The organism is Gluconobacter potus (assembly GCF_015244705.1).
Classification (GTDB): Bacteria; Pseudomonadota; Alphaproteobacteria; order Acetobacterales; family Acetobacteraceae; genus Gluconobacter; species Gluconobacter potus.
Window position 1 is genome coordinate 294,367 of the sequence record NZ_JABCQF010000002.1, and the last position, 25,270, is coordinate 319,636.

22 protein-coding genes, 1 tRNA gene and 1 riboswitch are annotated in these 25,270 nt (G+C 63.6%); of the genes, 15 read left to right on the forward strand and 8 right to left on the reverse strand.

Annotation, left to right across the window (positions count from 1 at the left end; all coding sequences use genetic code 11):
- The first annotated feature begins 30 nt into the window (after positions 1-30).
- The 8 genes from bcp to HKD31_RS05505 all read left to right on the forward strand — a co-directional run bounded on the left by bcp (position 31) and on the right by HKD31_RS05505 (position 10,234).
- The gene (bcp, locus tag HKD31_RS05475; RefSeq protein ID WP_194264246.1) at positions 31-537 is read left to right on the forward strand and encodes a thioredoxin-dependent thiol peroxidase; all 507 of its coding nucleotides are present in this window, start codon (positions 31-33) and stop codon (positions 535-537) included.
- Between the two features lie 59 nt (positions 538-596).
- On the forward strand, positions 597-3,863 hold the full coding sequence (locus HKD31_RS05480; RefSeq protein ID WP_194264245.1) for a YhdP family protein: 3,267 nt from the start codon (positions 597-599) through the stop codon (positions 3,861-3,863).
- Positions 3,864-3,974: 111 nt separating this feature from the next.
- Complete coding sequence (locus tag HKD31_RS05485) at positions 3,975-5,393, forward strand: replication-associated recombination protein A (protein WP_194264244.1); 1,419 nt, start codon at positions 3,975-3,977, stop codon at positions 5,391-5,393.
- A complete protein-coding gene (locus HKD31_RS05490; RefSeq protein WP_062497510.1) occupies positions 5,390-6,397 on the forward strand; it encodes an RluA family pseudouridine synthase in 1,008 nt (335 codons plus the stop codon). Before HKD31_RS05485 ends, HKD31_RS05490 begins: the two co-directional genes overlap by 4 nt.
- Positions 6,394-8,913: an AsmA family protein gene (locus tag HKD31_RS05495; protein WP_194264243.1), complete on the forward strand. Its 2,520-nt coding sequence runs from the start codon at positions 6,394-6,396 to the stop codon at positions 8,911-8,913. Before HKD31_RS05490 ends, HKD31_RS05495 begins: the two co-directional genes overlap by 4 nt.
- Positions 8,910-9,605 (forward strand): ATP12 family protein, encoded by a 696-nt coding sequence (locus HKD31_RS05500; protein ID WP_194264242.1) that lies wholly within the window; start codon positions 8,910-8,912, stop codon positions 9,603-9,605. Before HKD31_RS05495 ends, HKD31_RS05500 begins: the two co-directional genes overlap by 4 nt.
- A gap of 154 nt (positions 9,606-9,759) precedes the next feature.
- A complete protein-coding gene (locus tag HKD31_RS16245; protein WP_255314061.1) occupies positions 9,760-9,891 on the forward strand; it encodes a hypothetical protein in 132 nt (43 codons plus the stop codon).
- A gap of 136 nt (positions 9,892-10,027) precedes the next feature.
- Complete coding sequence (locus HKD31_RS05505; RefSeq protein ID WP_194264241.1) at positions 10,028-10,234, forward strand: hypothetical protein; 207 nt, start codon at positions 10,028-10,030, stop codon at positions 10,232-10,234.
- Between the two features lie 286 nt (positions 10,235-10,520).
- Here the strand turns inward: HKD31_RS05505 and HKD31_RS05510 are convergent, their stop codons facing one another.
- The 3 genes from HKD31_RS05510 to metZ form a co-directional block, all read right to left on the reverse strand.
- Positions 10,521-11,687: a bifunctional 2-C-methyl-D-erythritol 4-phosphate cytidylyltransferase/2-C-methyl-D-erythritol 2,4-cyclodiphosphate synthase gene (locus HKD31_RS05510; RefSeq protein ID WP_194264240.1), complete on the reverse strand. Its 1,167-nt coding sequence runs from the start codon at positions 11,685-11,687 to the stop codon at positions 10,521-10,523.
- A gap of 84 nt (positions 11,688-11,771) precedes the next feature.
- Entirely contained in the window at positions 11,772-12,245 is a 474-nt protein-coding gene (gene apaG, locus HKD31_RS05515) for a Co2+/Mg2+ efflux protein ApaG (RefSeq protein WP_041111971.1), read from the reverse strand.
- Between the two features lie 41 nt (positions 12,246-12,286).
- Positions 12,287-13,480 carry an O-succinylhomoserine sulfhydrylase gene (gene metZ / locus HKD31_RS05520; protein WP_194264239.1) on the reverse strand — a complete coding sequence of 398 codons (1,194 nt, stop codon included), beginning with the start codon at positions 13,478-13,480 and terminating at the stop codon, positions 12,287-12,289.
- Between the two features lie 72 nt (positions 13,481-13,552).
- Positions 13,553-13,632: riboswitch (SAM riboswitch) on the reverse strand.
- 109 nt (positions 13,633-13,741) lie between these two features.
- Between metZ and HKD31_RS05525 the strand changes: the two genes are divergently transcribed.
- Positions 13,742-13,815: transfer RNA gene (locus HKD31_RS05525), tRNA-Gly, on the forward strand.
- Between the two features lie 20 nt (positions 13,816-13,835).
- Here HKD31_RS05525 and HKD31_RS05530 read toward each other — a convergent pair.
- The 5 genes from HKD31_RS05530 to HKD31_RS05550 form a co-directional block, all read right to left on the reverse strand.
- Positions 13,836-14,375 carry a hypothetical protein gene (locus tag HKD31_RS05530; RefSeq protein ID WP_052327648.1) on the reverse strand — a complete coding sequence of 180 codons (540 nt, stop codon included), beginning with the start codon at positions 14,373-14,375 and terminating at the stop codon, positions 13,836-13,838.
- Between the two features lie 52 nt (positions 14,376-14,427).
- Positions 14,428-15,177 (reverse strand): 2OG-Fe dioxygenase family protein, encoded by a 750-nt coding sequence (locus HKD31_RS05535; protein ID WP_041111974.1) that lies wholly within the window; start codon positions 15,175-15,177, stop codon positions 14,428-14,430.
- Between the two features lie 80 nt (positions 15,178-15,257).
- On the reverse strand, positions 15,258-16,487 hold the full coding sequence (locus HKD31_RS05540; RefSeq protein WP_194264238.1) for an NAD(P)/FAD-dependent oxidoreductase: 1,230 nt from the start codon (positions 16,485-16,487) through the stop codon (positions 15,258-15,260).
- Between the two features lie 98 nt (positions 16,488-16,585).
- The gene (gene argJ / locus HKD31_RS05545) at positions 16,586-17,821 is read right to left on the reverse strand and encodes a bifunctional glutamate N-acetyltransferase/amino-acid acetyltransferase ArgJ (protein WP_062497502.1); all 1,236 of its coding nucleotides are present in this window, start codon (positions 17,819-17,821) and stop codon (positions 16,586-16,588) included.
- 4 nt (positions 17,822-17,825) lie between these two features.
- Positions 17,826-18,764, reverse strand: a complete 939-nt coding sequence (locus tag HKD31_RS05550; RefSeq protein ID WP_194264237.1) for a peptidylprolyl isomerase — start codon at positions 18,762-18,764, stop codon at positions 17,826-17,828.
- 325 nt (positions 18,765-19,089) lie between these two features.
- On the opposite strand from HKD31_RS05550, the gene secA reads away from it, so the two are divergent.
- Genes secA through ybgC form a run of 6 tightly spaced genes read left to right on the forward strand, consistent with a single transcriptional unit; the run spans position 19,090 to position 25,265 of the window.
- Positions 19,090-21,855 (forward strand): preprotein translocase subunit SecA, encoded by a 2,766-nt coding sequence (secA, locus tag HKD31_RS05555; RefSeq protein ID WP_194264236.1) that lies wholly within the window; start codon positions 19,090-19,092, stop codon positions 21,853-21,855.
- Between the two features lie 34 nt (positions 21,856-21,889).
- Positions 21,890-22,639, forward strand: coding sequence for a YebC/PmpR family DNA-binding transcriptional regulator (locus HKD31_RS05560; protein ID WP_062501367.1), 750 nt, complete (start codon positions 21,890-21,892; stop codon positions 22,637-22,639).
- Positions 22,636-23,142, forward strand: a complete 507-nt coding sequence (ruvC, locus tag HKD31_RS05565; RefSeq protein ID WP_011253202.1) for a crossover junction endodeoxyribonuclease RuvC — start codon at positions 22,636-22,638, stop codon at positions 23,140-23,142. The genes HKD31_RS05560 and ruvC overlap by 4 nt, the downstream gene beginning before the upstream one ends.
- Complete coding sequence (gene ruvA, locus HKD31_RS05570; RefSeq protein WP_194264235.1) at positions 23,139-23,741, forward strand: Holliday junction branch migration protein RuvA; 603 nt, start codon at positions 23,139-23,141, stop codon at positions 23,739-23,741. Before ruvC ends, ruvA begins: the two co-directional genes overlap by 4 nt.
- Positions 23,738-24,787 (forward strand): Holliday junction branch migration DNA helicase RuvB, encoded by a 1,050-nt coding sequence (gene ruvB, locus HKD31_RS05575; protein ID WP_194264234.1) that lies wholly within the window; start codon positions 23,738-23,740, stop codon positions 24,785-24,787. The genes ruvA and ruvB overlap by 4 nt, the downstream gene beginning before the upstream one ends.
- Before the next feature lie 52 nt (positions 24,788-24,839).
- A complete protein-coding gene (gene ybgC / locus HKD31_RS05580) occupies positions 24,840-25,265 on the forward strand; it encodes a tol-pal system-associated acyl-CoA thioesterase (protein ID WP_041111982.1) in 426 nt (141 codons plus the stop codon).
- Positions 25,266-25,270: the final 5 nt, after the last annotated feature.

Consider the following 25,270-nt stretch of genomic DNA (forward strand, 5'->3'; position numbering starts at 1 on the left):
CCTTGATCGGACTGGAAGGGTGAGGCAATCATGCCCGTCATGACAGCTTCTTCCCCCAGAACGGACCTTCAGCCGGGTGACCGGGCGCCGGACTTCACGCTTTCCGCCTCGGGCGGACGTACGGTCAGCAGTGCGGAGCTGAAGGGGAAGCCCTATCTGCTCTATTTCTATCCGAAGGCCGATACACCGGGCTGCACCACACAGGCCTGTGGCCTTCAGGAAGTCCTGCCGAAGTTCGAGGCTGATGGTCTGACCATCATTGGCGTCAGTCCCGATCCGGTGGCGAAAATTGAAAAATTCGCCACCAAATACGGGCTTCAGTTTCCGCTGGCCTCGGACGAGCACCATGCCGTCGCCGAGGCTTACGGAACATGGGTTGAGAAATCCATGTATGGCCGGACCTATATGGGAATGGAGCGCAGTTCCTTCCTGGTGGACGGGCAGGGCATCATCCGGAATGTGTGGCGCAAGGTGAAGCCTGCGACCCATGCGGCCCTGGTGGCTGAAGCGTTCCGGGATCTCTCTTCGGGGGCCTGAGGGCTTCCTCCACAAACTTTTACGAGGGAGACAGGCCGGAAACGCGCCGATGACCGTCTATGGCCGTCCCCGACTTCCCGCGCCCTCCCCGCAGGCGTTTCCGTCCTTTCTGCCCGGGACCACAGTTTCCCCGCCATCTGCATATCGCACGCTGGGCGGCGCTGGTCTGCGTCACGCCCATTGCGCTCGTCGCTGCTGCTGGAAGCGTTTTCCTGTGGGAGCTGGCGCATGGTCCGGTGGACATCACGCGCGTCTCGCATCTCGTGGAGCCTGTTTCCATCGCGGCGGGCAAGCGTCCCGGACATCCGGCCGGCCGTCTGAGCTGGGATACGCTGCGCATCCAGTGGCAGCCTGCTGCGGGCGGTGTTCCCGCCGGGCTGGTGCTGATGGCGCGCGGGCTCAAAGTCACCCGCTTCGATAATCTGATCGCCGAACGTGCCGAAGAGGCCGATGCCGTTCTGTCGCTGAGCGCGCTGTTCGACGGCGTAATCGCGCCCCGGACCCTGCGGCTTGAGAATGCCACGCTGGCCCTGCGCCGTCTGCCCGATGGCGATGTGGACATGGACCTGCCCAACCAGAAGCGGGGCGGCCGGGGTGTGCCCACACGGCTCGACCGGCTGCGGGCGATCGATGTGCATAACGTTTCCATCACGCTTGCCGGACTGCCGCAGGACCGGACCGCCGTGATCGGGCCGGTCGAGATGCAGGCGCGCCGCATCCGGGTGGCGCCGCATTCGCCGGATTTCGTCTGGACGGGAACGGCGCGGACGATGGTTATGCTCGACGGGTTCCGCACGACCCTGACGGCGCAGGCCAGGCAGGTCGGGAATACGGGCAGGCTGCATCTGGGCAGCACGCCGTTCGAACCTGCGGAGCTTGGCGTTTTCAGCCCGCTGGCGGCGGACTGGCATGTTCCGGTGTCAATCAGTGCTGATGCGGTTTTTGTGCCGCATGGCATGGACGAGCAGCCCTCGGAGCTGACGCTGAACCTGTCGCTGGGCGACGGAGAGGTTTTCCAGAAAACGGCCGATCCGATTCATCTTCACGCCGGGCAGGCGAGCGTGCATCTGCGGATGGATCGCCCGGGTCTGGACGGGGGTGCCACGGTTTCGGTGCCGTCTGCCGGGCTGGATGTGGCGGATAATGCGGGTGCGCTGACGCATGTGCATGCCTCGGCCAGTCTGAGGCTGGACAGTCTGCGCCAGCCAAAGGTGATGGACGGGGACGCCGAAGCCGGGCTGGACGGGGTGCGCTTTGCGACGCTGGGCTCCATCTGGCCGGCCAGCATCATCAAGGGCGGCCGGCGCTGGATTTCCAGGAACATCACCGACGGCACGGGGCGCGATCTTGAGGTCAAAGCCCATCTGCATGGCGATCATGGGCCGGACAGCATTCTGCCGGTCTCGGTTCAGGGGCAGCTGACAGGGCGCGGGCTGACGGTGAACTGGCTGCGGCCGGTTCCACCCGCGACGGGTCTGGATGCGTCCCTGCATTTCGACGGGCCGGAAACGCTCGTGATTGATCTGAGCCGGGGTGTCCAGCCCACGGGCGTGAAGGAGAATGTGCTTCTTCCGGACGGGGAGATCCGGATTGGCGATCTGTATGCCAAGGATCAGACCGGCGATATTTCCACGCATCTGACGGGGCCTCTGGCGGGGTTCATGTCCGCGCTGGCGCATCCGAGGCTGCATCTTCTGGCGCGGCATCCGCTGCCGTTCACGCATCCGGACGGGATGGTGGATGCGCATGTGCGTCTGACGCTGCCGCTTGTTGCGCATATTCCGGACGGGGCGCTTCATGTCTGGACGCAGACCACGTTCTCCGGCGTTCATCTGGGTAATGTGTTGATGGGGCAGCCGGTGGACGGGGCGTCGGGGAAGATGTCCGCGACCGAGGATGGGCTGGACCTGACGGGGGACGGGCGGCTTGCGGGGATTCCCACGCATGTCGTGCTGCATGAGAATTTTCAGGGCGGGGCGCCCTCGCGGGTGTTGCAGACGATCGATGCGCGTTCGGTTCTGGACCCGCAGTCCACCGCGAAGGCCCGGATTGCGCCGGGCGGGCTGTTTGACGGGCATGCGGTTCTGAATGCGCATTTCGTGCAGCAGGCCAATGAGATGTCCGATCTGAAGCTGTCGCTGGACATGGCGCAGGCGGCGCTGACGGTGCCGATCTGGGCCAAGCCGCTGGGAGAGCCTGCGACGGCCATGGTGCATATCGGGTTCCAGAAAGGGCGGATGTCGGTTCTGGATGGATTGCAGGCGCATGGGACCGGGCTTTCCGTGGCGGGGCGCGGTGTGACCCGTGCGGGCAAGCTGACGGGGATCGTGCTTGAGGGCTTCCGGATCGGCCGGACGGAGGGCGATGCGCGCATTGCCCTGCCGCAGGCCGTGGATCAGCCGATTGGCGTGACGGTCGATGCGGATCCGCTGGATCTGGCACCGATGTTCGCACCCCATCCGCCGACGGCGCCCGCTGCTGCGCCGCGGGGTGGTTCAGGCGAGAAGAGCGTGTCCATGGGGGACAGCTGGTCCATCAGCCTGAATGCGCCGCATGTCTATTATGGGCCCAAGGCACAGGTCGGCGGTGTCGTCTCCCAGATCGAACTGCGGAACGGGCATCTGGCTTCGGGGCGGTTTGCACTTGATGCGCCCACGCGGGTCCGGGCGGTTCTGGCCGATACAGGGCGTGAGCATCCTTTCGTTCTGGATATCGATAATCTGGGGACGCTGCTTGAAGGTCTGGGTCTGTATGACCGTATCCGGGGCGGGCAGACGCATCTGGACGGGGTGTTCACGCCGGACGAGACGACCGTGCGGAAGGTACCGGAAGGTCGGAACACGAAATCAGCCGGGTTGTGGGGCGGGTTGCCGCCGTTCCGCGGGCATGTGGAAATGGGGCCGTCGCAGTTCCTGCGGCCGCCTCTGACGCTGACGGCGGTGTCGGATCTGTCCCCGCTGCACTGGCTGACCAATCATCTGGACCGGTTCGAGATCAGTCATCTGGCGACGCGTCTGAGCCTGGCGGGGAACCTGCTGGTGCTGCATGACGGGGTGATCGGCAATCAGGCGCTTGGGGCCACGATGGAAGGGCCGATCGACCTGACGACGTCTAAGTTGAACCTGAACGGGACGATCGTCCCGCTGTTCGGGCTCAATGCGCTGCCAGGGCGGCTGCCGGTGCTGGGGCATCTGCTGTCTCCCGAGAAGGGGGGTGGCCTGCTGGCGGCGACGTTTGATCTGCACGGGACGGTCGAGAAGCCGGATCTGTCGGTCAATCCGCTGTCGATGCTGCTGCCGGGCGTGATGCGGCGCATCCTTCATTAAGTCGGCGGCCGGGGTTATGCTCCGGTAACGTGAGGCCGGGGATTTTCCTGACCGGCCAGGCTTCCCATATCCGGGGAGCAGACCTTCTGACGGGGCTTCGGGGAGCGGGAGATGCCAGTGACCGACATGACAGATCTTTTCGGCGGCGCTCCGGAAGCGAACCGTGCGCAGGCTTCAGGCCGTGGGCCGTCCCGTGCGCCGGAGAACATGCGGCAGCAGCGCCCGATCGAAGCACCTCAGGTGCAGCGCCGGCCGCCTTCCCGGACGCAGCCTCTGGCGGACCGTTTGCGGCCGAAGCGGCTGGAAGACGTGCGGGGGCAGGATCATCTGCTCGGACCTGAGGGAACACTCACGCGGATGCTGGAGCGGGGCACGCTGTCCAGCCTGATTCTGTGGGGCGGTCCGGGATGTGGCAAGACAACGATCGCGCGGCTTCTGGCTGGGCGGGCCGGGCTGTTCTATTCGCAGATTTCGGCTGTTTTTTCCGGCGTTGCAGATCTGCGGCGGGCGTTTGAGGAAGCGGACAAGAAGCAGGTGGCGACGGGCAAGGGGACGCTGCTGTTCGTGGACGAAATCCATCGCTTCAACCGCGCACAGCAGGACGGATTTCTGCCCTATGTGGAGCGCGGGACGGTGGTTCTGGTGGGCGCGACCACGGAGAACCCGTCCTTTGCGCTGAACGCGGCGTTGCTGTCGCGGTGTCAGGTTCTGGTGCTGAACCGGCTGGATGATGCGAGCCTTGAGAGCCTGCTGGTGCATGCGGAAGAGGAGGTCGGTCGTCCTCTCCCGCTCGATCCGGAAGCGCGGGCCAGTCTACGGGCTATGGCGGATGGGGACGGACGCTATCTGCTGAATATGGTCGAGCAGCTTGTGGCGCTTGATCCATCAAAAATGCTGACGCCGCGTGATCTGGCGGCGATCCTGTCGCGCCGGGCGATCCTGTATGACCGGGACCGGGAAGAGCACTACAATCTCATTTCCGCGCTGCACAAATCGCTGCGGGGCAGTGATCCGGATGCGGCATTGTACTGGTTCGCGCGGATGCTGGAGGGCGGGGAGGACCCGCGCTATATCGCCCGGCGCCTGACGCGGTTTGCGGCCGAGGATGTGGGGCAGGCCGATCCTTCTGCGCTGCCGATGGCGGTGGCGGGATGGCAGACCTATGAGCGTCTGGGCTCTCCGGAAGGGGAGCTGGCGCTGGCTCAGGTCGTGGTGCATCTGGCGACTGCGCCGAAATCCAATGCGGTCTATACGGCCTATAAAGCGGCCCGGGCTCTGGCGCGCGATACCGGCAGTCTGATGCCGCCATCGCATATCCTGAACGCGCCGACGAGCCTGATGAAGGATATCGGGTACGGCAAGGGCTATGAATATGACCATGACAGCGAGGATGCGTTTTCGGGTCAGAACTACTTTCCGGACGGGATGCCCAGAGCGTCCCTTTATCATCCCACGGACCGCGGACATGAGGGGCGTATCAGAAAACTTCTGGACATGCGGGCCGCCAAGAGGGCATCCCGCGAACCATGACAGTTACCAACCGCATCGTGACCGAGGATGAGGCCGATATTCGCCTCGACCGCTGGTTCAGACGTCACTACCCCAATCTGACGCAGGGCGCGCTCCAGAAACTGTGCCGCAAGGGACAGATCCGCGTGGAGGGAGGGCGTGTTCAGACCAATACGCGCCTGATCCCCGGACAGAGCGTTCGCATCCCGCCGCTGCCGGATGTGGACAAGCCCGCACCCCTGCCGCCGCCGGATCCGATGCTGGCGCGTGAGATCAGGAAGATGGTGATTTACGAGGACGAGCATCTGCTGGTTCTCGACAAGCCATCGGGCCTTGCGACGCAGGGTGGCCCGGGCATTACCAAGCATGTGGACATGATGCTCGATGGTCTGCGGACTGAGGGCGGGGACCGGCCGCGTCTGGTGCATCGCATTGACCGTGACACGTCGGGCATTCTGCTGATTGCGCGCACGCCGGGTGTGGCGGCCAAGCTGGCGGCGGCGTTCCGTGGGCGCGATGTGGAGAAGACGTACTGGGCCGTGGTTGTCGGGCGGCCTTCGCCGGAATCCGGCATTATCGATCAGCCTCTGGCGAAGATCGGTGCGGGTGGTGCGGCGCTGGTGATTGCGGCGTCGCGCGATGAGGAAGATGCGGCTTCGGCCAAGACGGAATATGAGACGCTCGATGCGGCCGGCAAGAAGCTGAGCTGGCTGAAGCTGTCTCCGCTGACCGGGCGGACGCATCAGCTGCGTGTGCATACCGAATCCATCGGGACGCCGATCGTCGGTGATCCGCGCTATGGCGGGAAGGCGGCGCATCCGGAAGGGTTCATCGACCGTCTGCATCTGCATGCGCGCCAGCTTGATATTCCGCATCCCGCTGGTGGACGTCTGATCGTGACGGCACCTCTGCCGCCGCACATGCGCGAAACGTTCCGCACGCTGGGCTTCGTGCCGGGTGAGACGCCGGCGCCCAAGCGTGTCCGGGGTGGGAGCAGCAGCAAGGGTCGGGGGCCTGCAAAATGAAGAAGCTGACCGGCGTTCTGATTGCCGTCATCGTTGCCATTGTGGGTGTGAGTGTAGCCACGCATGTCCTGATTGATCAGGACGCGCTGCGCGAGCGTGTGGCTGTGGCGCTGAAGCACCAGACGGGGCTTACGATGCAGGTCCGTCATTCGTCGGTGCAGCTTCTGCCCTGGCCGGCGTTCGAGGCCTCCGACGTCGTGCTGACACGCGATGGGCAGACGCCGGTTCTCAAGGCTCATACGATCCATGCCGGGATCGCCGTTTTTGCCCTGCTGCACCGTGAGGTCCGGTTTCAGGATTTCGTGGTCGAGGGGGCGACGGTCAATCTTGTTCGCGGTCTGGACGGGCAGGCGAACTGGTCCCTGACGCCGGATCGTGAGAACGAGGATGCGTCCCTGCCGGTGCATGGTCAGAGCGGGCAGCGGATTCAGGCGCACTGGGATCTGTCGCTGGACGGGCTGCATGTCGCGCAGGCTGCGGTGATCTGGAACGACCGTCTGACCCGCACGAGCGGTTCGTTCGGTCTCGATACGCTGGATCTGGCGGGGCTGCGCAGTTCCAGCCCGTGGATCAGCCTTCAGGGCCATCACGCGGGTACGCCGTTTACGCTCAAGGGACATGTGGGCAACCTGTCGCAGATCCGGGGCACCCAGCCTTGGGCGTTCAGCATCGGGACGACGCTGGGCGATGGGGAAAAGCGCGACTGGCTGAATCTGGACGGGCGGATTGGCAATCCGTCGCGGATGGAAAACGTGGTTCTGACGGCGCAGGGCGAGTGGCCCAATCTTCAGGACGCGCATCGTCTGTTCCCGCATGCCAATCTTCCGAATGTGCCGGCCCTTGGAGGCGATGTTGCGGTTCAGGGCAGTCCCGGTCCGCTGACGGATCTGGATGGGGATGCGCTGCTGCATCAGGTCCTGGGCAGCATGAATCCGATGCGGGTGCATCTGCATGCCGGTTATGTCGCGTTGCGCCAGGGCGTGTTGCGCAACCTGCATGTCGACTCCGCCGGGCCGGATGCGGCGCTGACCGTTACGGCAGATACGCAGTGGCGGGATACGGCCTGGCACGTCGAAGGCGGGGCCGGGACGATGCAGCAGGCGCTTGCGGCCTGGCGCGACGGGTTGAAGACGGCTGTTCCGCTGACGGTGCAACTGCGGAGCCAGACGACGCTTCTGTCCGGTGCGCCTGCGCTCAATGCGCAGGACAGCGCCCGTTTTGCTCTTTCGGGGACGATCGGTGCGGAGAACGGGCATCTCGTGACGGAAGGAAGCAGCAAGACGCTCCATCTGCCGGGTGCGGTTCTGCATGACGTCAGTCTGCATGGTACGCTGGACGCGCAGGACCGCGAGAACCTGTCGCTCGACGGGCTGACCTTCGGCAGTCAGGAACTTTCCGTGGATGGGGCGCTCAAGCTGGTTCTGGGGCATGACGTTCCGCCGGTCGTGAGCGGAAATCTGCATGCCGCGAAAATGGATCTGGATGTGCTCAAGGGGCTGTGGCTCCAGCCTGCGCAACCGGCTGCTCCGGCTGTTGCGCCTGCTGTTCCGGGTGTGCCCGCACCGAAGCCTGTGGCGCCGCAGAATGACGGCCCGGTTCCGGCTGTGAGCGATCATCCTTCGGTTGAGACGGTCGCTGCGGACCCGACACCGTCCTGGGTGAAGAGGTTGCGGGCGCAGGATGTGAACCTGCATCTGACCGCGGATCATGTCGTGTTTGCGGGGCGGGACTATACCGATCTGGCGACGCGCCTGACGCTGTCGGGCGGCCATCTGCGTCTGGATCCGATTTCCGGTCAGGCGCAGGGATTGCCGCTGTCGGGCATGGCGGAACTGGATGCCAGTGCGCTTCCGGTGACGGGCAGCGTGACGTTCCAGCCGCTGATGCTTCCGGCCGGTCTGCTGGAGACGCAGCTTGGTATGCCGCTTCTGCTTCAGGGGCCGGTGCAGGTCGTGGGGCAGCTTTCGGCGAAGGGCAACAGTTCGCAGGAACTGCGGCAGTCGCTGGACGGGCATCTGGGCATTTCCATGGTGGATGGCCAGGTGCAGAGCGAACTGCTCGGCCAGATGGCAGGGTCTGCGGCCAGCGTGGTACTCGGGAAAGGGGGGCGGTCCCTCCGCTGTCTGGGGCTGCACATGAGCATTGCGAACGACGTCGCCCATATCGACACGCTGGGGCTTCAGTCCGGGCGGTTCTCGACGTCGGGCAGCGGGACTGTCGGGCTTGGGACGCAGGCGCTGGATCTTCGCCTTCTGCCGGTGGTGGATTTTGAAGGGGCGGGCGCATCTACGCCGGTTGTGCTGACGGGCACACTGGGGGCGCCGCATGTCGAGCAGGATCGTGATGCGGGGGGTAATTTCCATGTGACGATCGGCGGGGACAGCAATACGGCCGATCCCTGCACGGCACCGCTGGCTGCGGCGCGGGAAGGGCAGGCTGGTCCGGCTCCTTCGGCGGTCAAGGCGCATCATTCGAAGGCCGGGGATATCCTGCGGGCTCTGGGAGTTCTGCATTGAGCGGGCACAAGCGTTTCTGGAAAGCGGTTTCGGTCGTATCGGAGGACGGGCTGTTCCAGCCGCGTCTGGATGGCCGGCCGATCCGTCTGCCGCAGGGCCATGTTTTGGCTGTACGTTCCTCTGCGCTGGCCGAGGCTATTGCGGGGGAGTGGGGGCAGATTGCGGAAGGCGCGTCCTTCACGCCGGATTCCCTGCCTCTGACGCGGATGGCCGGGACGATGATCGAACGGATTGCGCCCGATCCGCAGGCGGCGCGGGACATGCTCCTCGGACTCGGGGTGGATGACGGGCTCTGCTACTGCGCAGAGGGGATCGGGCCTGTTGCGGCACAGGTTTTCGCCTGGCTTTCGGGTTACGGGGTCCACCCGAATGTAACCGATGGTCTCATGCCGGTTGTGCAGCCTGAAGGGTACCGGGAGGCTCTGGCGGGGCTTCTGGCGGCACGGGATGATCTGGAGCTTGCGGTTCTGGGCGTTCTGGCGCAGGCGACGGGCAGTCTGCTTCTGTCGCTGGCTGTCGTGGGAGGCGCTGTCAGCCTCGTGGATGCGGTGCTGTGGGCCAATAATGATGAAAAATCCCAGCTTGTGACCTGGGGGCAGGACGATGAACTCGTCCGCACCATGGAAAACCGCGAGAAGGACATTCTCGACGCGGGCATGTTCCTGACACTCGGGCGGCAGGTTTCGATCTGAGAGGAAAATGCCCTGAATGGGGCATGATCTTGCCATATTCGGGGATCATTGAAGCTCCAGCCATGAGACAGAACGAGATGATTGGTGACTCGCCCCGGCCGGGGATCGGGCGCTATCTCCGGATATGTCGAACACTGTGAGATTCGAGGAAGATATGTCCGTATCCGTTCGTAGGCCCCTGCTGCGCCACATGGGTACCCGTGTCGTGAAAACCTGCTCCATCGGAGCATGGCTCTTTCTGGCCGCGACACCGCTGATCGTGGTGGTCTGCGCCATTCACGGCTGATTTCTCGGAAGCCCGATCTGCCCTGAAGCGTACTTCTCTATAAGTCAGGCGCAAAGTCGCATTGGATAATCAATAAGACTCTTCCTCCACTCCAAACTGCGTCATGTTACGGAGTGTGAATAGAGGAAGACCAGCAATGAAGCTGTCTATTGGAAGGTTGCTTGCGACCCTGTGCTTTTTTCCTGCCGCGCCAGCGATGGCGCAAGGAAACTGGTTGTCAATGCATCATACCGTTGATGGCGGAATAACAACCGGTGTGTGCGTTGCCCTTGCTGTGGATGGCGGGCTAGGTCTTCGAGTTGACGGAAATGACATCGAACTGCGTTTTACTGACGAAAAATAGAACTTGCCGTCAAACACTATCTGGTAGCACTCGGGTGCTTGCAGAGTTTCGTGGCTGCGTACAACAGGCAGGATTAGCAGATCTGGGGTCCATAGCGGGGCTGTCAAACTCCCCGTTTTGAATCAAGCGGACAATCCGGGCTACTTTTCGGGATTGTTGCGCTGATTGGGATAACTTGTCGCGCCCTGTCTAGTTCTCGTGGATGACTTGATATGGCGGATCATAGCTAAGAAAAAAGCCCGGTCTCCATGGGGAGGACCGGGCTTTTTCGTGCCGTGGGCGCAGGTCAGGCTTCTCCGTTATCCGGGACCATGATGCTGACAGTTGCGGTAGCGGCGATGCCTTCTTCGCGGCCGGTGAAGCCCAGACGCTCGGAGGTCGTGGCCTTGACCGAGATACGGCTGACGCTGACCTTGAGAAGCTCGGCAAGGCGGTTACGCATGGCTTCGGCGTGTGGGCCGATCTTGGGACGTTCGCAGATCAGCGTGACGTCGGCATTCACGAGGAAGCCGCCGCGCTCGCGGATACGTTCGCCGGCATGGATCAGGAAGCGGGCCGAATCCATGTCCTTCCATTCATTGTCGGACGGCGGGAAATGGCGGCCGATGTCGCCCTCGGCCAAAGCACCGTAAATGGCATCGCACAGCGTGTGGATGCCGACATCGGCGTCGGAATGCCCGGCGAGGCCCTTCGTATGGGGCACGTCGATGCCGCACAGGATCAGCTTGCGGCCTTCCTCGAAGGCATGGACGTCATAGCCCAGTCCAACGCGGGGCAGCAGGTTCCGGTCAATCACACCTTCAAGACGCATCAGGTCCTCCGCAACAGTCAGTTTGATATTGTCTTCCGACCCTTCGACGATCGCCACAGGATGGCCAGCCTGTTCAAGCAGGGCGGCATCGTCGGTGCGGGCATCGCGAAGAGTGCGGTGAAGTTCGAGCAGGGTGCCGAAGCGGAAACCCTGCGGGGTCTGGGCGCGCCACAGCCCGTCACGCGGGACGGTATCGACGATGATGCCGTTGGCGGCTTTCTTGATCGTGTCGATGACGGCGACGGCCGGGATCACGCCCTCATGGGTTTTCAGGGCGTCAATGACGTTCTGCACGACTTCTGCCGGGACGCAGGGGCGGGCGCCGTCATGGACCAGCACCAGATCGGGAGGTTCCGGCAGTTGGGCGAGGGCTTCGAGGCCGTTGCGCACGCTGTCATGGCGTTCCGCGCCACCGCTGACGGGCGGCAGGATGTCCAGGCCTTCGAGGCTGTCGGCCAGCAGGGGATCGTCCCCGACGGGCAGGAGCACGTCCACATGCGGCAGGAGGGCTTCGGCGGCTCTGCGGATGACGGGTTTGCCCCGCAGCATCCGGAACTGCTTGGAAGAATTTTCCCCGCTCTGCGAGGAGGCGTCAAAGCGCCGGCCACGACCGGCAGCAAGAAGGAGGGCAGCGATACGCATGGGGGAGGAATGGGCCGGGACGGCGGGAACGTCAAGCTTGTGTGACTGTTCCTCTGCCTGTCCGTGCGGCCCTCCCACGGCAGGTCAGTGCACCAGCGTGCTGTCGTGGGGGCTATCGAGGCTGAAAACGGGGATGCTGACGTCGAAGCGGTGGCCCGAGCGGGGCTCGACCATGTGGTAGGTGCCGCGCATGAAGCCGGTCGGTGTCGTGAGCATGGCGCCGGACGTATAGTCGAACTGTTCCTGCGGGCCGATCACGGGCTGTTCGCCAACCACGCCATCGCCGTGGACATGTTCTTTGCGTCCAAGCCCGTCCACGATTTCCCAGCTGCGGGAGAGGAGCTGGAACGTGTCTTTCCGCTCGTTCTCGATGCTGATGTGGTAGGCCCAGGCGTATTGATGGTCTTCGGGATGGGACTGGTCGTCCAGCCAGAAGGTCCGGACCGTGACCGTCACGTCGTCCGTGGTTTCGCTGAAGCGGGGTGCACTTTCCATGGCTTCGGCGAGTGCCGTCTCGGGATCGGCGTGCAGATGGGGGTGGGATGACTTGTCAGGCATGACGCCATTGTAAAGCCATCCCGGGGATTTGTCAGGAAAACTTATGCGAGGGCCGCGACGGCCGCCGCACCACGCTTGAGATCATCGATCAGGTCTGCCGGATCTTCCAGACCGACGGAGAGGCGGATGGCGCCGTCCGTGATGCCGAGACGGGCACGCTCCTCCGCGCTGACGCGCATATGCGTTGTCGTGGCGGGGTGGGTGGCCAGGCTGCGGGCATCGCCGAGATTGTTGGAAATCGCGATGATTTTGAAAGCGTTCATGAAGGCGAATGCGCCCTCACGGCCCTTGTCCACGACGAACGCGACCATGGAACCGCCATTGTTCATCTGGGTTTTGGCCAGTTCATGCTGCGGATGGTCAGCGCGGCCCGGATAGCGGACCTGAACGATTCCCGGCAGTTCGGCCAGTGCATCGGCTACGGCGGCGGCGTTGCGGGCCATGGCATCCGTGCGGAGCTGGAGCGTTTCCAGACCCTTGAGCAGGACCCAGGCGTTGAATGGCGACAGGGCGTTGCCGGTGTTGCGGGTGAAGGGCTGGAGCGTCTCGCTGATCCATTTGCTGGAGCCGAGCACCGCACCGCCGAGGACGCGGCCCTGACCGTCGATATGTTTCGTACAGGAATAGACGATCACGTCCGCGCCGAGTTTGAGCGGGGACTGGCCGAGCGGCGTTGCGAAGACGTTGTCCACGATCAGCAGGCCGCCGGCCTTGTGCGTCAGCTCGGCAACGCGAGCGATGTCGAGGACATCGAGCATCGGATTGGACGGGCTTTCGATCAGCACGGCAGCCGTCGGTTTGGAGAGAGCGCGCTCCCAGGCGTCGTAATCCGTGCCATCCACCAGTTCGGTCTCGATGCCGTAGCGGGGTAGGAGGTTGGTCACGATCCAGTAGCAGGAGCCGAAAATAGCGCGGGAGGCGACGACGCGGTCGCCGGCCTTTACAGTCGACAGGATGGCCGAGGAGACGGCGCCCATGCCGGTCGCTGTGGCAACGCAGGCTTCGGCACCTTCGAGAAGGGCGAGGCGCTCCTGAAGCGTGTCCACGGTCGGGTTGCCGAAGCGGGAATACTGGAAGTGCTGGACGTCGCCCGTGAAGGTGGCGGCGGCCTGTTCGGCGCTGTCATAGACGAAGCCGGATGTCAGGAAGAGTGCCTCGGACGTTTCGCCGAACTCGGTGCGGTTTGGGGCTTCGTGCAGGAGACGGGTGGCTGTGCGCCAGTTTTCTGAAGACATGATGTGTCCCTCCATAAAACGTCCTGTTGTGCAGGGCGCATGTGGCGGGCCGTGGAAGTCCTGGAAATCGTTCGATAACGACGCAGGGCCTCTTTAGCGCAGTTCTTTAACCTCGCCGCAAGCCGGCCGCTCAAATCACGAGGGTCAGGCACGCCATGACGTTTCTGACAGGCAGGACTATGAGCCGTATTTCGGTTTTGCGTCAACACCTTGAAGGCGGATTGCGGAGGGACCGCAGACCGGTTATGATCGGGGCCGTAAGCGGGCGTAGTTCAATGGTAGAACGGCAGCTTCCCAAGCTGCATACGGGGGTTCGATTCCCCTCGCCCGCTCCAGACTTCCTGAAAAATAGTGGTTATTTGGGCATCGGCGGTGCGCTGAGCGTGTCCTGATATTCCTTGCCGTTCCAGACCCAGCGGTCGTTCGGGCTGACCAGCAGGTCATGCATACCCTTGTGGCGCGTAGGCAGGACGGAAATATCGCCGTTCACGGAGTCCAGAACCGTGTTCCAGGTGTCATTGTGCTTCAGATAGACGGATGTCGTGCAGCCTGCGGAACCGCAGAGGCGTGCGGACTGGAGCTGTACGAACAGGGCTTCGTCATTCTTGCCCGAGGACAGCGGAGCAGAGCCGACGAGCACGACTGGCTGGTCATGGTGCTTGGCGGCGTCCTGAAGATCGTCTTCGTTCAGTTTGCGGGCGTCTTCATCCAGCTTCGTGCCCGGATGGGCCGTGAGGATGACGGGAGCCGCACCGGCATTGGCCGACTGCGTTGTATGCCGCGTGTGATGGCGGGTCTTGCCTGTCGCGGCATCCGCACAGGACAGGGCTCCGGGGAGCATGAAGGACAGGGCCAGAACCGCCGCGGGGCGGGAAAGAATCTGCTGGATCGACATGAGACCTGTCATAACACGAAATTGAAGAAGAACATCTGTGAAGCTTCGGGTGTCATTCGTGACGCAGCGTCACCACCAGCACGTCCCGATAGGCGGGTTGTGACGGATCGACCGGCTGGACGGCCGTGACGCCGTGATAGACGCGGTGATCGTCCACGATCGCGGCATCCAGTGGGTTGGTGAGCGTGAAGGAGCCGAGCGGGTCCTTGCGCATGCCGTGGATTGTGGTGACGCCCTGTTCGACGTTGTGGCGGGCGACCATCAGCACGAGAACCCAGTCCACGCCATCGCGATGCAGGCCTTCCGGCGTGGGGTGGCCTTCATTGCCCGGACGAGCCTCGATGCGGAACTGATGCACCTCGACATGCCAGACCGGGGGTTTTTCCTTCGGCGGCGTCAGGGCATCCGCGATCCGGCTGACGGTGCGGATGGCGGCGGTCATGGCGGGATGGGTGGCGATGGCGTCCGTTACGGCCGGAAACCAGCGCTCGATGCCGCCATTGAGCAGGTTGTAATCCCGGCTCTGGTAATGGGGCTGGTGTTTCTTGCGGGTGATGGTGTCGCCCGAGACGGCGAAGGTCGCATAACGGCGGCGGCGGTAACGGCCGCCATCCGCCATGTAGCGGTCAAGACCCAGATGATTCCAGCTCTCGGCAAAACCCTGCCAGTCCGTCAGGCCTTCATGCTCCAGCAGAGGACGCGTGACGTCGGCCTGCAGGAAGGAAAACCCTTTTTCCAGCAGCACGTCTTCGATGCGGATCAGAGCCTTGTCAAAGGGCGGGGAGAGATCGGTTGGGCTCATGAGTTCTCGGACCAGGGGACGCAGGGTTGGATGAGGCTGCGTCCCACATTCCCTCTTTGACGGGCTTCTGAAAAGGGATTTCAGGCGCCCAGATCAGGTTTGACCGGCGAAAGATGTTCGCGGAGCGTGCTGCAGGCCGTGGGGGCCACGCCGAGGATGCCTGCGAGGTGCTGGCGGTACAGTCCCTCATGGATCAGACGCGCGGCCAGACCCGACAGCAGACCCCCGCCGAAGCTGCGCTTGGCGTCCAGCATGCCCCAGCCGTTGTAGTCCCCCAGGGCCACGACAGCGCCGCGGTCGTTATAGGCGAACGGGGCAGGGGTCCTGCCGGCGATGATTTCCGGCAGGGCACGGCCGAGATACTGGCCTTCCTGGCGTGCGGCCTGAGCTGTCGGCGCGATCGGGGCTGCGTCGATGCGGGCGCAGTCGCCGATGGCGAAAACGGTCGGGTCCTGCGTGGTCTGAAGCGTGGTGGTTACGCCGAGCTGGCCCGAGCGTCCGCGTTCCAGACCTTCGAGAAGGTTCGTGGCATCCGAGGCGCGCACGCCAGCGGCCCAGACGCGGAGGCTGGCGGGGATGTGCTCGCCGGATTTGAGGCTGAAACCGGTCTCGTCCGCGCCGACCACCATGGCTTCGGTGCGCACGGAAATTCCGAGCTTTTCGAGCTGCTGCGTGGCAGCGGTGGAGACGGCTTCGGGAAAGGCCGGGAGGATGCGCGGGCCGGTCTCGATCAGGACGGCGTTCAGCAGGGACTTGCGAACGGCCGGTCCCAGACCGCGGGCGTCATCGATGGACTTGCACAGTTCGGCAATCAGCTGGACGCCGGTTGCGCCACCGCCGACGATGCCAACCGAGAGCTTCTCGCCAGCGGCACGGGCCTTCTGCACGGCTTCGCGGAAAGTGGCGAAGAGTGCGTCGGCGTCGTTCAGGCTGTCGATGAACATGCAGTGATCGACGATGCCGGGAATGCCGAAGTCATTCGCGCGTGAGCCGAGAGCGACCACCAGATAATCGTAAGGCAGTGTCGCGCCGGTATCGAGCGAGACGGTCTTGTTCTCGCGATTGACGGCGACGGGGCTGCCCTGGACGAAGGTGAAGCCGAACTTTGCGGCCGTGTCCTTGAAGGGGATGCAGTTCCCCTGATGCTGCATGGTGCCCGCAGCGAATTCGTGCAGGGCCGGCTTCCAGTAGTGGACGGGGCTGCGATCAACGAGTGTCAGGGAGATGTTCTGGCGACGGCCCAGCGCTGCAGCGGCTTCAAGCCCCCCAACGCCACCGCCAAGAACAAGCACGCGAGCTCCAGCAGACATGGATTTTTCCTCATATCAAGTGCGAAACGGCACCCGGATTTTGCTAACGGCAGAGGCGGGGACGCACAAGCCCCGCTCTCGCTGACGTGTTGGGACGGTCAGCTGCGGTAGGAGCCGTTGATGTCGATGTAGCCATGCGTCAGATCGCAGGTCCAGACGCGGGCCTGTCCGTCGCCCAGGCCGAGATCAACGGCAATTTCGATCTCCTGACCCTTCATGTGGGCGACGACCGGGGCTTCATCGTAATTCTCGACGACACCGCCGTCTTTCGCGATCCACGTGCCGCCGATGGCGACGGAGAGGCGGTCGCGGTCTGCGGGTTCACCGCTTTTTCCCACCGCCATGACCACGCGGCCCCAGTTGGCGTCCTCGCCCGCAATGGCGGTTTTGACGAGCGGGGAGTTGGCGATGCACAGCGCGATGCGGTGGGCGGAGAGGTTGGAATCCGCTCCGGTGACGGCGATACGGACAAGCTTTGTCGCACCTTCGCCATCGCGGACCACCATCAGCGCGAGCTCCAGCAGGAGATCGTTCAGCGCAAGGGTAAACTCGGCGAGAGCGGGGTCGTTGACGTCGTCGACTTCCGGATTGTCGGCCAGTCCGGTCGCGAAAATCATCAGCATGTCCGAAGTGGACGTGTCCGAATCGACGGTAATGGAATTGAAGCTCTGGGCGCAGCCGGAGGCCAGCAGGGACTGCAGCACGTTCTGCGGCAGTCTGGCGTCGGTTGCGACATAGGCCAGCATCGTGGCCATGTCGGGGGCAACCATGCCCGATCCCTTGGCGATGCCCTGGATGCGGACAGGGGTACCGTTGATTTTCACATCGCGACGGGCGGCCTTGGGGAAGGTGTCCGTCGTCATGATGGCGCGGGCGGCATCGGCCCAGCCGTTCTCTTCCAGTCCGGCCCTAGCGGCGGGAAGGGCGGCGATGATGCGGTCCTGAGGCAGTTTTTCGCCGATCACGCCCGTGGAAGCGAGAAAGACGTCCTGCGGAGGGCAGTCGAGAAGCTGTGCGGTGGCGTCCGCGCAGTCTTCGCAGGCCTGGATTCCGGCGCGGCCGGTAAAGACGTTCGCGTTGCCTGCATTGACGAGCAGGGCGCGGGCATAGGGGGTCGTCAGGGCCTCACGGCACCATAGGACCGGGGCGCCGGGGCAGGCGTTCTTCGTATAGACGCCCGCGGCGACCGTGCCGGGGACGAATTCCGCGAGCATCAGGTCCGTGCGGCCCTGATAGCGGATGCCCGCGGCGACGGCGGAAAGCCGCACGCCCGCAATCGTTGCAAGGTCCGGAAGAGGACGCGCGAGCGGAGAGACGGGGAGCGGCTTTGCCATGGACTTACTTCTTTGCAGGTGCGGCAGCCGGAGCTGCATTCGGGATCGCCTTGCCCTGTGCGTCGTAGTGAACGACCTTCACCTGGGATTCAGCGGCCTGAACGATGTCACGCACCTTGTCGCGGATCAGCTCCTGACGGACCTGGTCGTGGACCTGGTCGAAGGTCGGGATCGGGGCCGTACGGGTCGCGAGGACCTGGATCACGTGCCAGCCGTACTGGGTGTGAACCGGGGTCTGGGAGATCGTGTTCGGCTTCATGGCGAAAGCGGCTGCGGAGAAGGCCGGCAGCATGTCGTCCTTCTTGAACCAGCCGAGATCGCCACCGTTCGCACCAGCGGAACCCTTGTCCTTGGAAAGCTGGGCAGCAAGCTTGCCGAAATCAGCGCCCTTGCCGAGCTGGGCAATGATGTCCTTGGCCTGTGCTTCGCTGTCCACGAGGATGTGGCGGGCGTGGATCTCTTCTTCCGGCTTCTTGTTCGCGTAATGCGACTGGTAGAAGTCACGCATTGCGGAATCGGTGACCAGCGGGCCGACTTTCTCTTCGAGATAGGCGTTCTGCAGGGCGTTCGCGGCGGCAGCGTCCATGGCGGCCTTCACGTCCGGCTTACGGCTCAGGCCTTCCTTGTCAGCAGCGATCTGGACGGCCTTCTGGTCAACGAGCTGGTTGACGATCAGGGGAACCAGGACGGACGGCTGGATCTGGCGGGCCTGCGGCGGGAGGTTGCCCGCTGCGCGCTGCACGTCGCCCAGCGTGATCTTCGCACCGTTGACGGTGGCGATTAGCATGTCGGGGTTGGGGGCAGCGGCCGGAGCACCGGTCGGGGCAGCTGCGGGCGCTGCGGCGGCAGGGGCTGCCGCAGGAGCGGCGAAAGCCGTCGATGCTGCGACCGACGTGCCGGCCAGAAGGGCGGCGAGAGCGAAAGTGGAGCGGGAAAGCCGCATGTGGGGACTACCTCGGATGTAACCTGGAAAAAGGATGGCCTGCACCATGACAAAGGCTGGTCCGCCCTGCAAGGGTGCGGTCCGTTACCATTCCTTCACGCACCCTGCAGGCGGGTGTCGCGCGAGGCGTGTGGTCGGTCGGGGATGTGACCCTGTGATGACAATGGGAACATTTCATCGGGGTTCTGGACGGGCTCTCCATTGACCCTTTGCGGCCCGGGTCCTATCTCCAGCAGACGTGAAAATCCTGACGGCACGGTGTGGCGGGTCTTTCCGGTAGTGGAAAGAGCTGGCGCTTCGGGCCTTCGGCATCTCAAGGTTCAGCATGTTCGCACGCCTCGCCCGCGCCCTTTTCGGTTCTGCCAACGATCGCACGCTCAAGGCGTATCAGCGCCGTGTGCCCGAGATCAATGCACTGGAGCCTGCGGTCCAGGCCCTGTCTGACGTGCAGCTCCGGCACAGGACGACCGAGTTCAAGGAACGGCTGGAAAAGGGCGAAACCCTTGATGGTCTGCTGCCGGAAGCCTTTGCGGTCTGCCGCGAGGCGTCGCGCCGTGTTCTGGGCAAGCGTCACTTTGATGTGCAGCTGATCGGCGGTATGGTCCTGCATGCGGGCCGCATTGCCGAGATGCGGACGGGTGAGGGCAAGACCCTTGTGGCGACTCTTGCGGTCTATCTGAACGCGCTGAGTGGCAAGGGCGTGCATGTCGTCACGGTGAACGATTATCTCGCGCGGCGTGACGCCGAAGAGATGTCCATCCTCTACAGCTTTCTTGGGCTGACGACGGGTGTGATCGTGCCGAACCTGTCGGACGGGGAGCGTCGCGAGGCTTATGCCGCAGATATTACCTACGGCACGAACAACGAGTTCGGCTTCGACTACCTGCGCGACAATATGAAATATTCGCTTGGCGACATGGTGCAGCGTCCGTTCAATCACGCGATCGTGGATGAGGTGGACAGCATCCTGATCGATGAGGCGCGGACCCCGCTTATTATCTCCGGTCCTGCGGATGACAGCTCCGACCTGTATCGCTCTGTCGATGATGTGGTCGTGAAGCTCGTTGAGGAGCCTGACGTCTACGACAAGGACGAGAAGCTGCGGTCTGTCACGCTGACCGAGCACGGTTCGCACCGTGTTGAGGAACTGCTGGCGGAAGCCGGCGTGCTTCAGGAAGGCGGGTTGTACGACATCCATAACGTCGCTGTCGTTCATCACGTCCAGCAGTCCCTGCGGGCACATACGCTGTTCACCCGGGACGTGGATTATATCGTGCGTGACGGCAAGGTCGTCATCATCGACGAGTTCACGGGGCGCATGATGGACGGTCGCCGGTATTCGGATGGGCTGCACCAGGCGCTGGAAGCCAAGGAGCATGTGGAGATCCAGCAGGAGAACCAGACGCTCGCTTCCATCACGTTCCAGAACTATTTCCGTCTCTATCCGAAGCTGTCCGGCATGACTGGTACGGCCATGACCGAGGCTGACGAGTTCGCGGAAATCTATCACCTCGATGTGGTGGAAATCCCGACGAACCTGCCGGTGCAGCGGATCGACACGGATGATGAGGTCTATCTGACGGCGGCCGAGAAGTTCAGCGCCGTGGCCGATCTGATCAAGGAAATCCACGAGACTGGCCAGCCCATTCTCGTGGGCACGACGTCGATCGAGAAGAGCGAGTATCTCTCGCATATTCTGACGCAGCGCGGCATTCCGCATAACGTCCTCAATGCGCGCCAGCATGAGAAAGAAGCGATCATCGTGGCGCAGGCGGGTGCGCCGGGCGCTATTACGATCGCCACGAACATGGCGGGCCGCGGTACCGACATCAAACTCGGCGGCAATATCGAGATGCTGGTCAAGGCCAGCACCGAAGGCGTCGAGGACGAGGCGCAGCGTGAGTCCGTCGAGCAGAACATTCGCGCGATCGTCGAGGAGCATCACGAGGAAGTTCACAAGGCGGGCGGTCTGTATGTGATCGGCACGGAACGTCATGAAAGCCGCCGTGTGGACAACCAGCTGCGTGGGCGTTCGGGGCGTCAGGGCGATCCGGGCAATTCGCGCTTCTTCCTGTCGCTTGAAGACGATCTGATCCGCATTTTCGCCAGCGACCGCATGGGCGCGATGATGCAGAAGATGGGGCTCAAGGAAGGCGAGGCGATCGTTCATCCCTGGCTGAACAAGGCCCTGGAAAAGGCGCAGAAGCGGGTCGAGGCGCGCAACTTCGACATGCGCAAGAACACGCTCAAGTATGATGATGTCATGAATGACCAGCGCAAGGAGGTTTACGCCCAGCGCCGGGAATACATGGCGACGGATGACCTGTCGGGCGTGATCGCCGAACTGCGCGAGCACACGATCGAGGATCTGGTGCATGCGCATATTCCCGAAAAATCCTTTGCCGAGGCCTGGGATACGGAAGGGCTGACGAAGGAAGTCTCTCGCATCCTGAACCTGGATCTGCCGATTGCGGACTGGGCGAAGGAAGACGGGATGGATGCCGAGGGCGTCATCGAGCGGATCGAGGGGGAAGCCGCGAAAGCGCAGGCAGCACGGACGGCCAATATGGGCCCCGAACTGATGCGTTTGATCGAGAAGCAGGTCGTGCTGACGACGTTCGATGCCGTGTGGAAAGAGCATCTGCACGGGCTGGATCAGCTCCGTCAGGGCATTGGTCTGCGGGCTTACGGGCAGCGTGATCCGCTGAACGAATACAAGCAGGAAGCCTTCCAGATGTTCACGGCCATGCTGGATGACATGCGTATCCGTGTGACGGAAACGATGTGCCGCATCCAGGCCGTGTCCGAGCCGCCGCCGTTCCCGGTCATCAACACCGAGACGTCCGGTCCGTCCGAGGAACCTGCGGGGCTGTTCGCGCAGGGAACGACGGGGGGCGACATTCCGGCGCCGCAGCCGATGGCGGGTTTCCCGTCCGCTGCTCCGATGCCGCCGCGTCCGCAGCCCGTTCCAACGGGTGCGGAGCCTGATGCGGCCACGCTTCAGCGCTGGTATGCGGAGACGCCGCGCAACGCCCTTTGCCCGTGCGGATCGGGTCTGAAGTTCAAACACTGTCATGGCAGGCTCGCCTGAGCCTCTGACACGCAGATAGAGGAAGGAGCGACCGATGGCCGGTCATTCACAGTTCAAGAACATCATGCACCGCAAGGGTGCGCAGGATGCCAAGCGCGCCAAGCAGTTCGCCAAGGTCCTGCGGGAGATCACGGTTGCGACACGGTCGGGTCTTCCGGATCCGGCGTCCAACCCGCGTCTGCGTGCGGCGATTTCCATGGCGCGTGAAGTCAACATGCCCAAGGACAATGTCGAGCGCGCCATCAAGAAGGCGTCCGGTGCTGCGGGTGGCGACGACTATGTGGAAGTGCGTTACGAGGGCTATGGCCCGGCCGGTGTTGCGCTGATCGTCGAAGGTCTGACGGACAACCGCAACCGGACGGCGGGTGAAGTCCGCGCGGCGTTCTCCAAGCATGGCGGATCGCTGGGCGAGACGAACTCGGTGTCGTTCATGTTCCAGCGCCTGGGCGTGATCAGCTACCCGCTGGATGTGGCCTCCGAAGACGAAATGCTGGAAGCCGCCATCGAGGCCGGTGCAGACAATGCCGAGACGACCGAAGAAGGCCATGAAGTGACCTGCGCGATGGAGAATTTCTTCGCCGTGCGTGATGCGCTTGAGAGCCGTTTCGGTGAGCCGCAGTCGGCCAAGCTCGACTGGCGTCCGGAAAACAGCGTGACGCTGGACGAGGACAAGGCGCGTTCGGTCATGAAGCTGATCGACGTGCTGGAAGACAGCGACGATATCCAGGCTGTCTATGCGAACTTCGATATTCCCGACGACGTGGCTGAGGCGCTGGCTGCTTGATCCGTCTGATGGGCATTGACCCCGGCCTGCGTTTCATGGGCTGGGGCATCATCGACGTGGACGGCAATCATCTCAAGCATGTGGCTTCGGGTGTGATCGGGACCGATGGGTCCGAATCCGTGCCGCTGCGTCTGTGTGAACTTCACGGCGCGCTGAAAAAGCTGATCCGTGAATATGCGCCGGCCGAGGCGGCTGTTGAGGAGACTTATGTCAACCGCAACGGCTCCTCGACGCTCAAGCTCGGCTATGCGCGTGGGGTGGCTCTGCTGACGCCCGCCTATGAAGGGCTGCCGGTTGCGGAATATGGGGCGATGACGGTCAAGAAATCCGTGGTCGGGACCGGGTCTGCGAGCAAGGAACAGGTGACGATGATGGTGAAGCGCCTTCTGCCGGGGGCGGAGATCCGCAAGGCTGACGCGTCCGATGCGCTGGCCGTTGCGATCTGTCATGCCCATCACCGTGCAAGTGCCGCGCATGTCGTGGCTGGAAAGCGCATGGCATGATCGGGCAGCTCACCGGACTTGTCGGGCAGATCGAAGGCGAACGCTGCATCGTGGACGTCAATGGTGTGGGGTATGTGGTCTCGGCCTCGACCCGCACGCTCGGGGCACTGCCGCAGCCGCCGTCTGTGGCGCGCGTCCTGATCGAGACGATCGTGCGCGAGGATGCGATCCAGCTTTTCGGTTTTGCGACGACGGATGAGCGGGACTGGTTCCGGCTGCTGACGACCGTGCAGGGGGTGGGTGCGAAAGTGGCGCTGGCGATCCTGTCGGCGAACAGTCCGGGCGAGATCCTGCTGGCGATCAATGCCGGGGACAAGGGCTCGCTGACCCGTGCGGCCGGTGTCGGGCCGCGTCTGGCGGACCGGATCCTGAGCGAGCTGCGCAACAAGGTTGCGAAAATGCCGGGCGGGGGCGGGACCGTGTCCGCGCCGGGGATCGTCTCGGGGCCGAGTGTCGAGAATGATGCGCTGCTGGCGCTGGCGGGGCTTGGGTTCCGTCGGGCCGAGGCCTGGCCTGTTCTGAGCAGGGTGCTGGCCGAGAACGAGAATGCGACGCTTGATCTGGCGATCCGGCTGAGCCTGAAGGATCTCGCGCGATGAGCGACGACTACCGCGAAACCGATCCGGCCCGTCAGCCCGAGGATACGGGCGAGGGCAGCCTGCGGCCTGAAACGCTTGCGGACTTTACGGGCCAGAAGGCCAGCCGTGAAAATCTGGCGATTTTCATTGAAGCCGCCCGGGCTCGGAATGAGGCGCTGGACCATGTTCTGCTGCATGGACCGCCGGGTCTGGGCAAGACGACGCTGGCGCAGATCGTGGCGCGTGAACTGGGTGTGGGGTTTCGGGCGACGTCCGGGCCGGTGATCCAGCGTGCAGGCGATCTGGCGGCGATCCTGACAAATCTCCAGCCGCGTGACGTGCTGTTCATTGACGAAATCCACCGTCTCCAGCCGGCGATCGAGGAAGTGCTCTATCCGGCGATGGAGGACTTCCAGCTTGATCTGATCATCGGCGAGGGGCCGGCTGCGCGGTCTGTGCGGATCGATCTGGCGCCGTTTACGCTTGTGGCTGCGACCACGCGGGCCGGTCTGCTGGCGACGCCTCTGCGGGACCGGTTCGGGATTCCGCTGCGGCTGGTGTTCTATACGCCGGAAGAACTGCGGGCGATTGTCTCGCGCGGGGCTCTGAAGCTCGGGATGCGGCTGACGGATGACGGGGCGGAAGAAATTGCCCGCCGGTCCCGTGGGACGCCGCGTATTGCAGGGCGTCTGCTGCGCCGGGTGCGGGATTTCGCGCTGGTGTCGAAGCATGCGGTCGTGGACCGGGCGCTGGCAGATGCGGCTCTGGGGCGGCTTGAGGTTGACGAGCGCGGGCTGGATGCGATGGACCGGCGCTATCTCAAGCGGATTGCCGAGCATCATCATGGCGGGCCGGTCGGTGTGGAAACGCTGGCGGCGGGGCTTGCCGAAGCGCGCGATACGCTGGAAGACGTGATCGAGCCCTACCTGATCCAGGAAGGGCTGGTTTTAAGAACGGCCCGCGGGCGGATGCTGGGTGAGGCGGGATGGCGTCATCTCGGCCTGACGCCGCCGGCGAGCCAGGTGGATCTGCTCTCCTCGCTGGAGCAGGACGATTCCGCGCCCTGAAAGGCCCTGAACACGGTTCGGGGTATGGGCGCACCATGACTGGAGAAACAGTATGGCCACGCACAAGATCAGGTTCCGGGTTTATTACGAAGACACGGATGCGGGCGGTATCGTCTATCACGCGCGCTATCTGGGCTTTGCCGAGCGTGCGCGGAGCGAGGCGATGCGGGATGCGGATGCGTCCGTGACCGAGCTTCTAAACGATTTCGGACTGGTCTTCGTCGTGCGTCAGGCCGCACTCCGCTACCGCTCGCCGCTCCGACTCGATGACGAGATGGAAATCGAGACGGCGCTGGAGGCCATGACTCCGACGCGGCTGAAACTTTGTCAGACGGTCCGGAATTATTCCGGGGGTGGCGAAACGGCTACGGTTATCGACGTTGAACTGGCCTGTCTGAATGCTGCTGACATGAAACCTGCCAAAATTCCGCCTCGGTGGCGTGATGCAGTAAGAAAACTGGAGGCAGGAGAGGTCTGACCCAC

Bases quoted from the DNA above. Each gene is read 5' to 3' on its own strand.
- ybgC (WP_041111982.1), top strand. From the start codon at position 24,840: ATGGCCACGCACAAGATCAGGTTCCGGGTTTATTACGAAGACACGGAT.
- HKD31_RS05490 (WP_062497510.1), top strand. From the start codon at position 5,390: ATGACAGTTACCAACCGCATCGTGACCGAGGATGAGGCCGATATTCGC.
- argJ (WP_062497502.1), bottom strand. From the start codon at position 17,821: ATGGCAAAGCCGCTCCCCGTCTCTCCGCTCGCGCGTCCTCTTCCGGAC.
- ruvA (WP_194264235.1), top strand. From the start codon at position 23,139: ATGATCGGGCAGCTCACCGGACTTGTCGGGCAGATCGAAGGCGAACGC.
- ruvB (WP_194264234.1), top strand. From the start codon at position 23,738: ATGAGCGACGACTACCGCGAAACCGATCCGGCCCGTCAGCCCGAGGAT.
- HKD31_RS05550 (WP_194264237.1), bottom strand. From the start codon at position 18,764: ATGCGGCTTTCCCGCTCCACTTTCGCTCTCGCCGCCCTTCTGGCCGGC.
- HKD31_RS05540 (WP_194264238.1), bottom strand. From the start codon at position 16,487: ATGTCTGCTGGAGCTCGCGTGCTTGTTCTTGGCGGTGGCGTTGGGGGG.
- HKD31_RS05480 (WP_194264245.1), top strand. From the start codon at position 597: ATGGCCGTCCCCGACTTCCCGCGCCCTCCCCGCAGGCGTTTCCGTCCT.
- HKD31_RS05535 (WP_041111974.1), bottom strand. From the start codon at position 15,177: ATGAGCCCAACCGATCTCTCCCCGCCCTTTGACAAGGCTCTGATCCGC.
- HKD31_RS05530 (WP_052327648.1), bottom strand. From the start codon at position 14,375: ATGTCGATCCAGCAGATTCTTTCCCGCCCCGCGGCGGTTCTGGCCCTG.
- HKD31_RS16245 (WP_255314061.1), top strand. From the start codon at position 9,760: ATGTCCGTATCCGTTCGTAGGCCCCTGCTGCGCCACATGGGTACCCGT.
- HKD31_RS05505 (WP_194264241.1), top strand. From the start codon at position 10,028: ATGAAGCTGTCTATTGGAAGGTTGCTTGCGACCCTGTGCTTTTTTCCT.
- HKD31_RS05510 (WP_194264240.1), bottom strand. From the start codon at position 11,687: ATGCGTATCGCTGCCCTCCTTCTTGCTGCCGGTCGTGGCCGGCGCTTT.
- metZ (WP_194264239.1), bottom strand. From the start codon at position 13,480: ATGTCTTCAGAAAACTGGCGCACAGCCACCCGTCTCCTGCACGAAGCC.
- secA (WP_194264236.1), top strand. From the start codon at position 19,090: ATGTTCGCACGCCTCGCCCGCGCCCTTTTCGGTTCTGCCAACGATCGC.
- HKD31_RS05495 (WP_194264243.1), top strand. From the start codon at position 6,394: ATGAAGAAGCTGACCGGCGTTCTGATTGCCGTCATCGTTGCCATTGTG.
- bcp (WP_194264246.1), top strand. From the start codon at position 31: ATGCCCGTCATGACAGCTTCTTCCCCCAGAACGGACCTTCAGCCGGGT.
- HKD31_RS05485 (WP_194264244.1), top strand. From the start codon at position 3,975: ATGCCAGTGACCGACATGACAGATCTTTTCGGCGGCGCTCCGGAAGCG.
- apaG (WP_041111971.1), bottom strand. From the start codon at position 12,245: ATGCCTGACAAGTCATCCCACCCCCATCTGCACGCCGATCCCGAGACG.
- HKD31_RS05560 (WP_062501367.1), top strand. From the start codon at position 21,890: ATGGCCGGTCATTCACAGTTCAAGAACATCATGCACCGCAAGGGTGCG.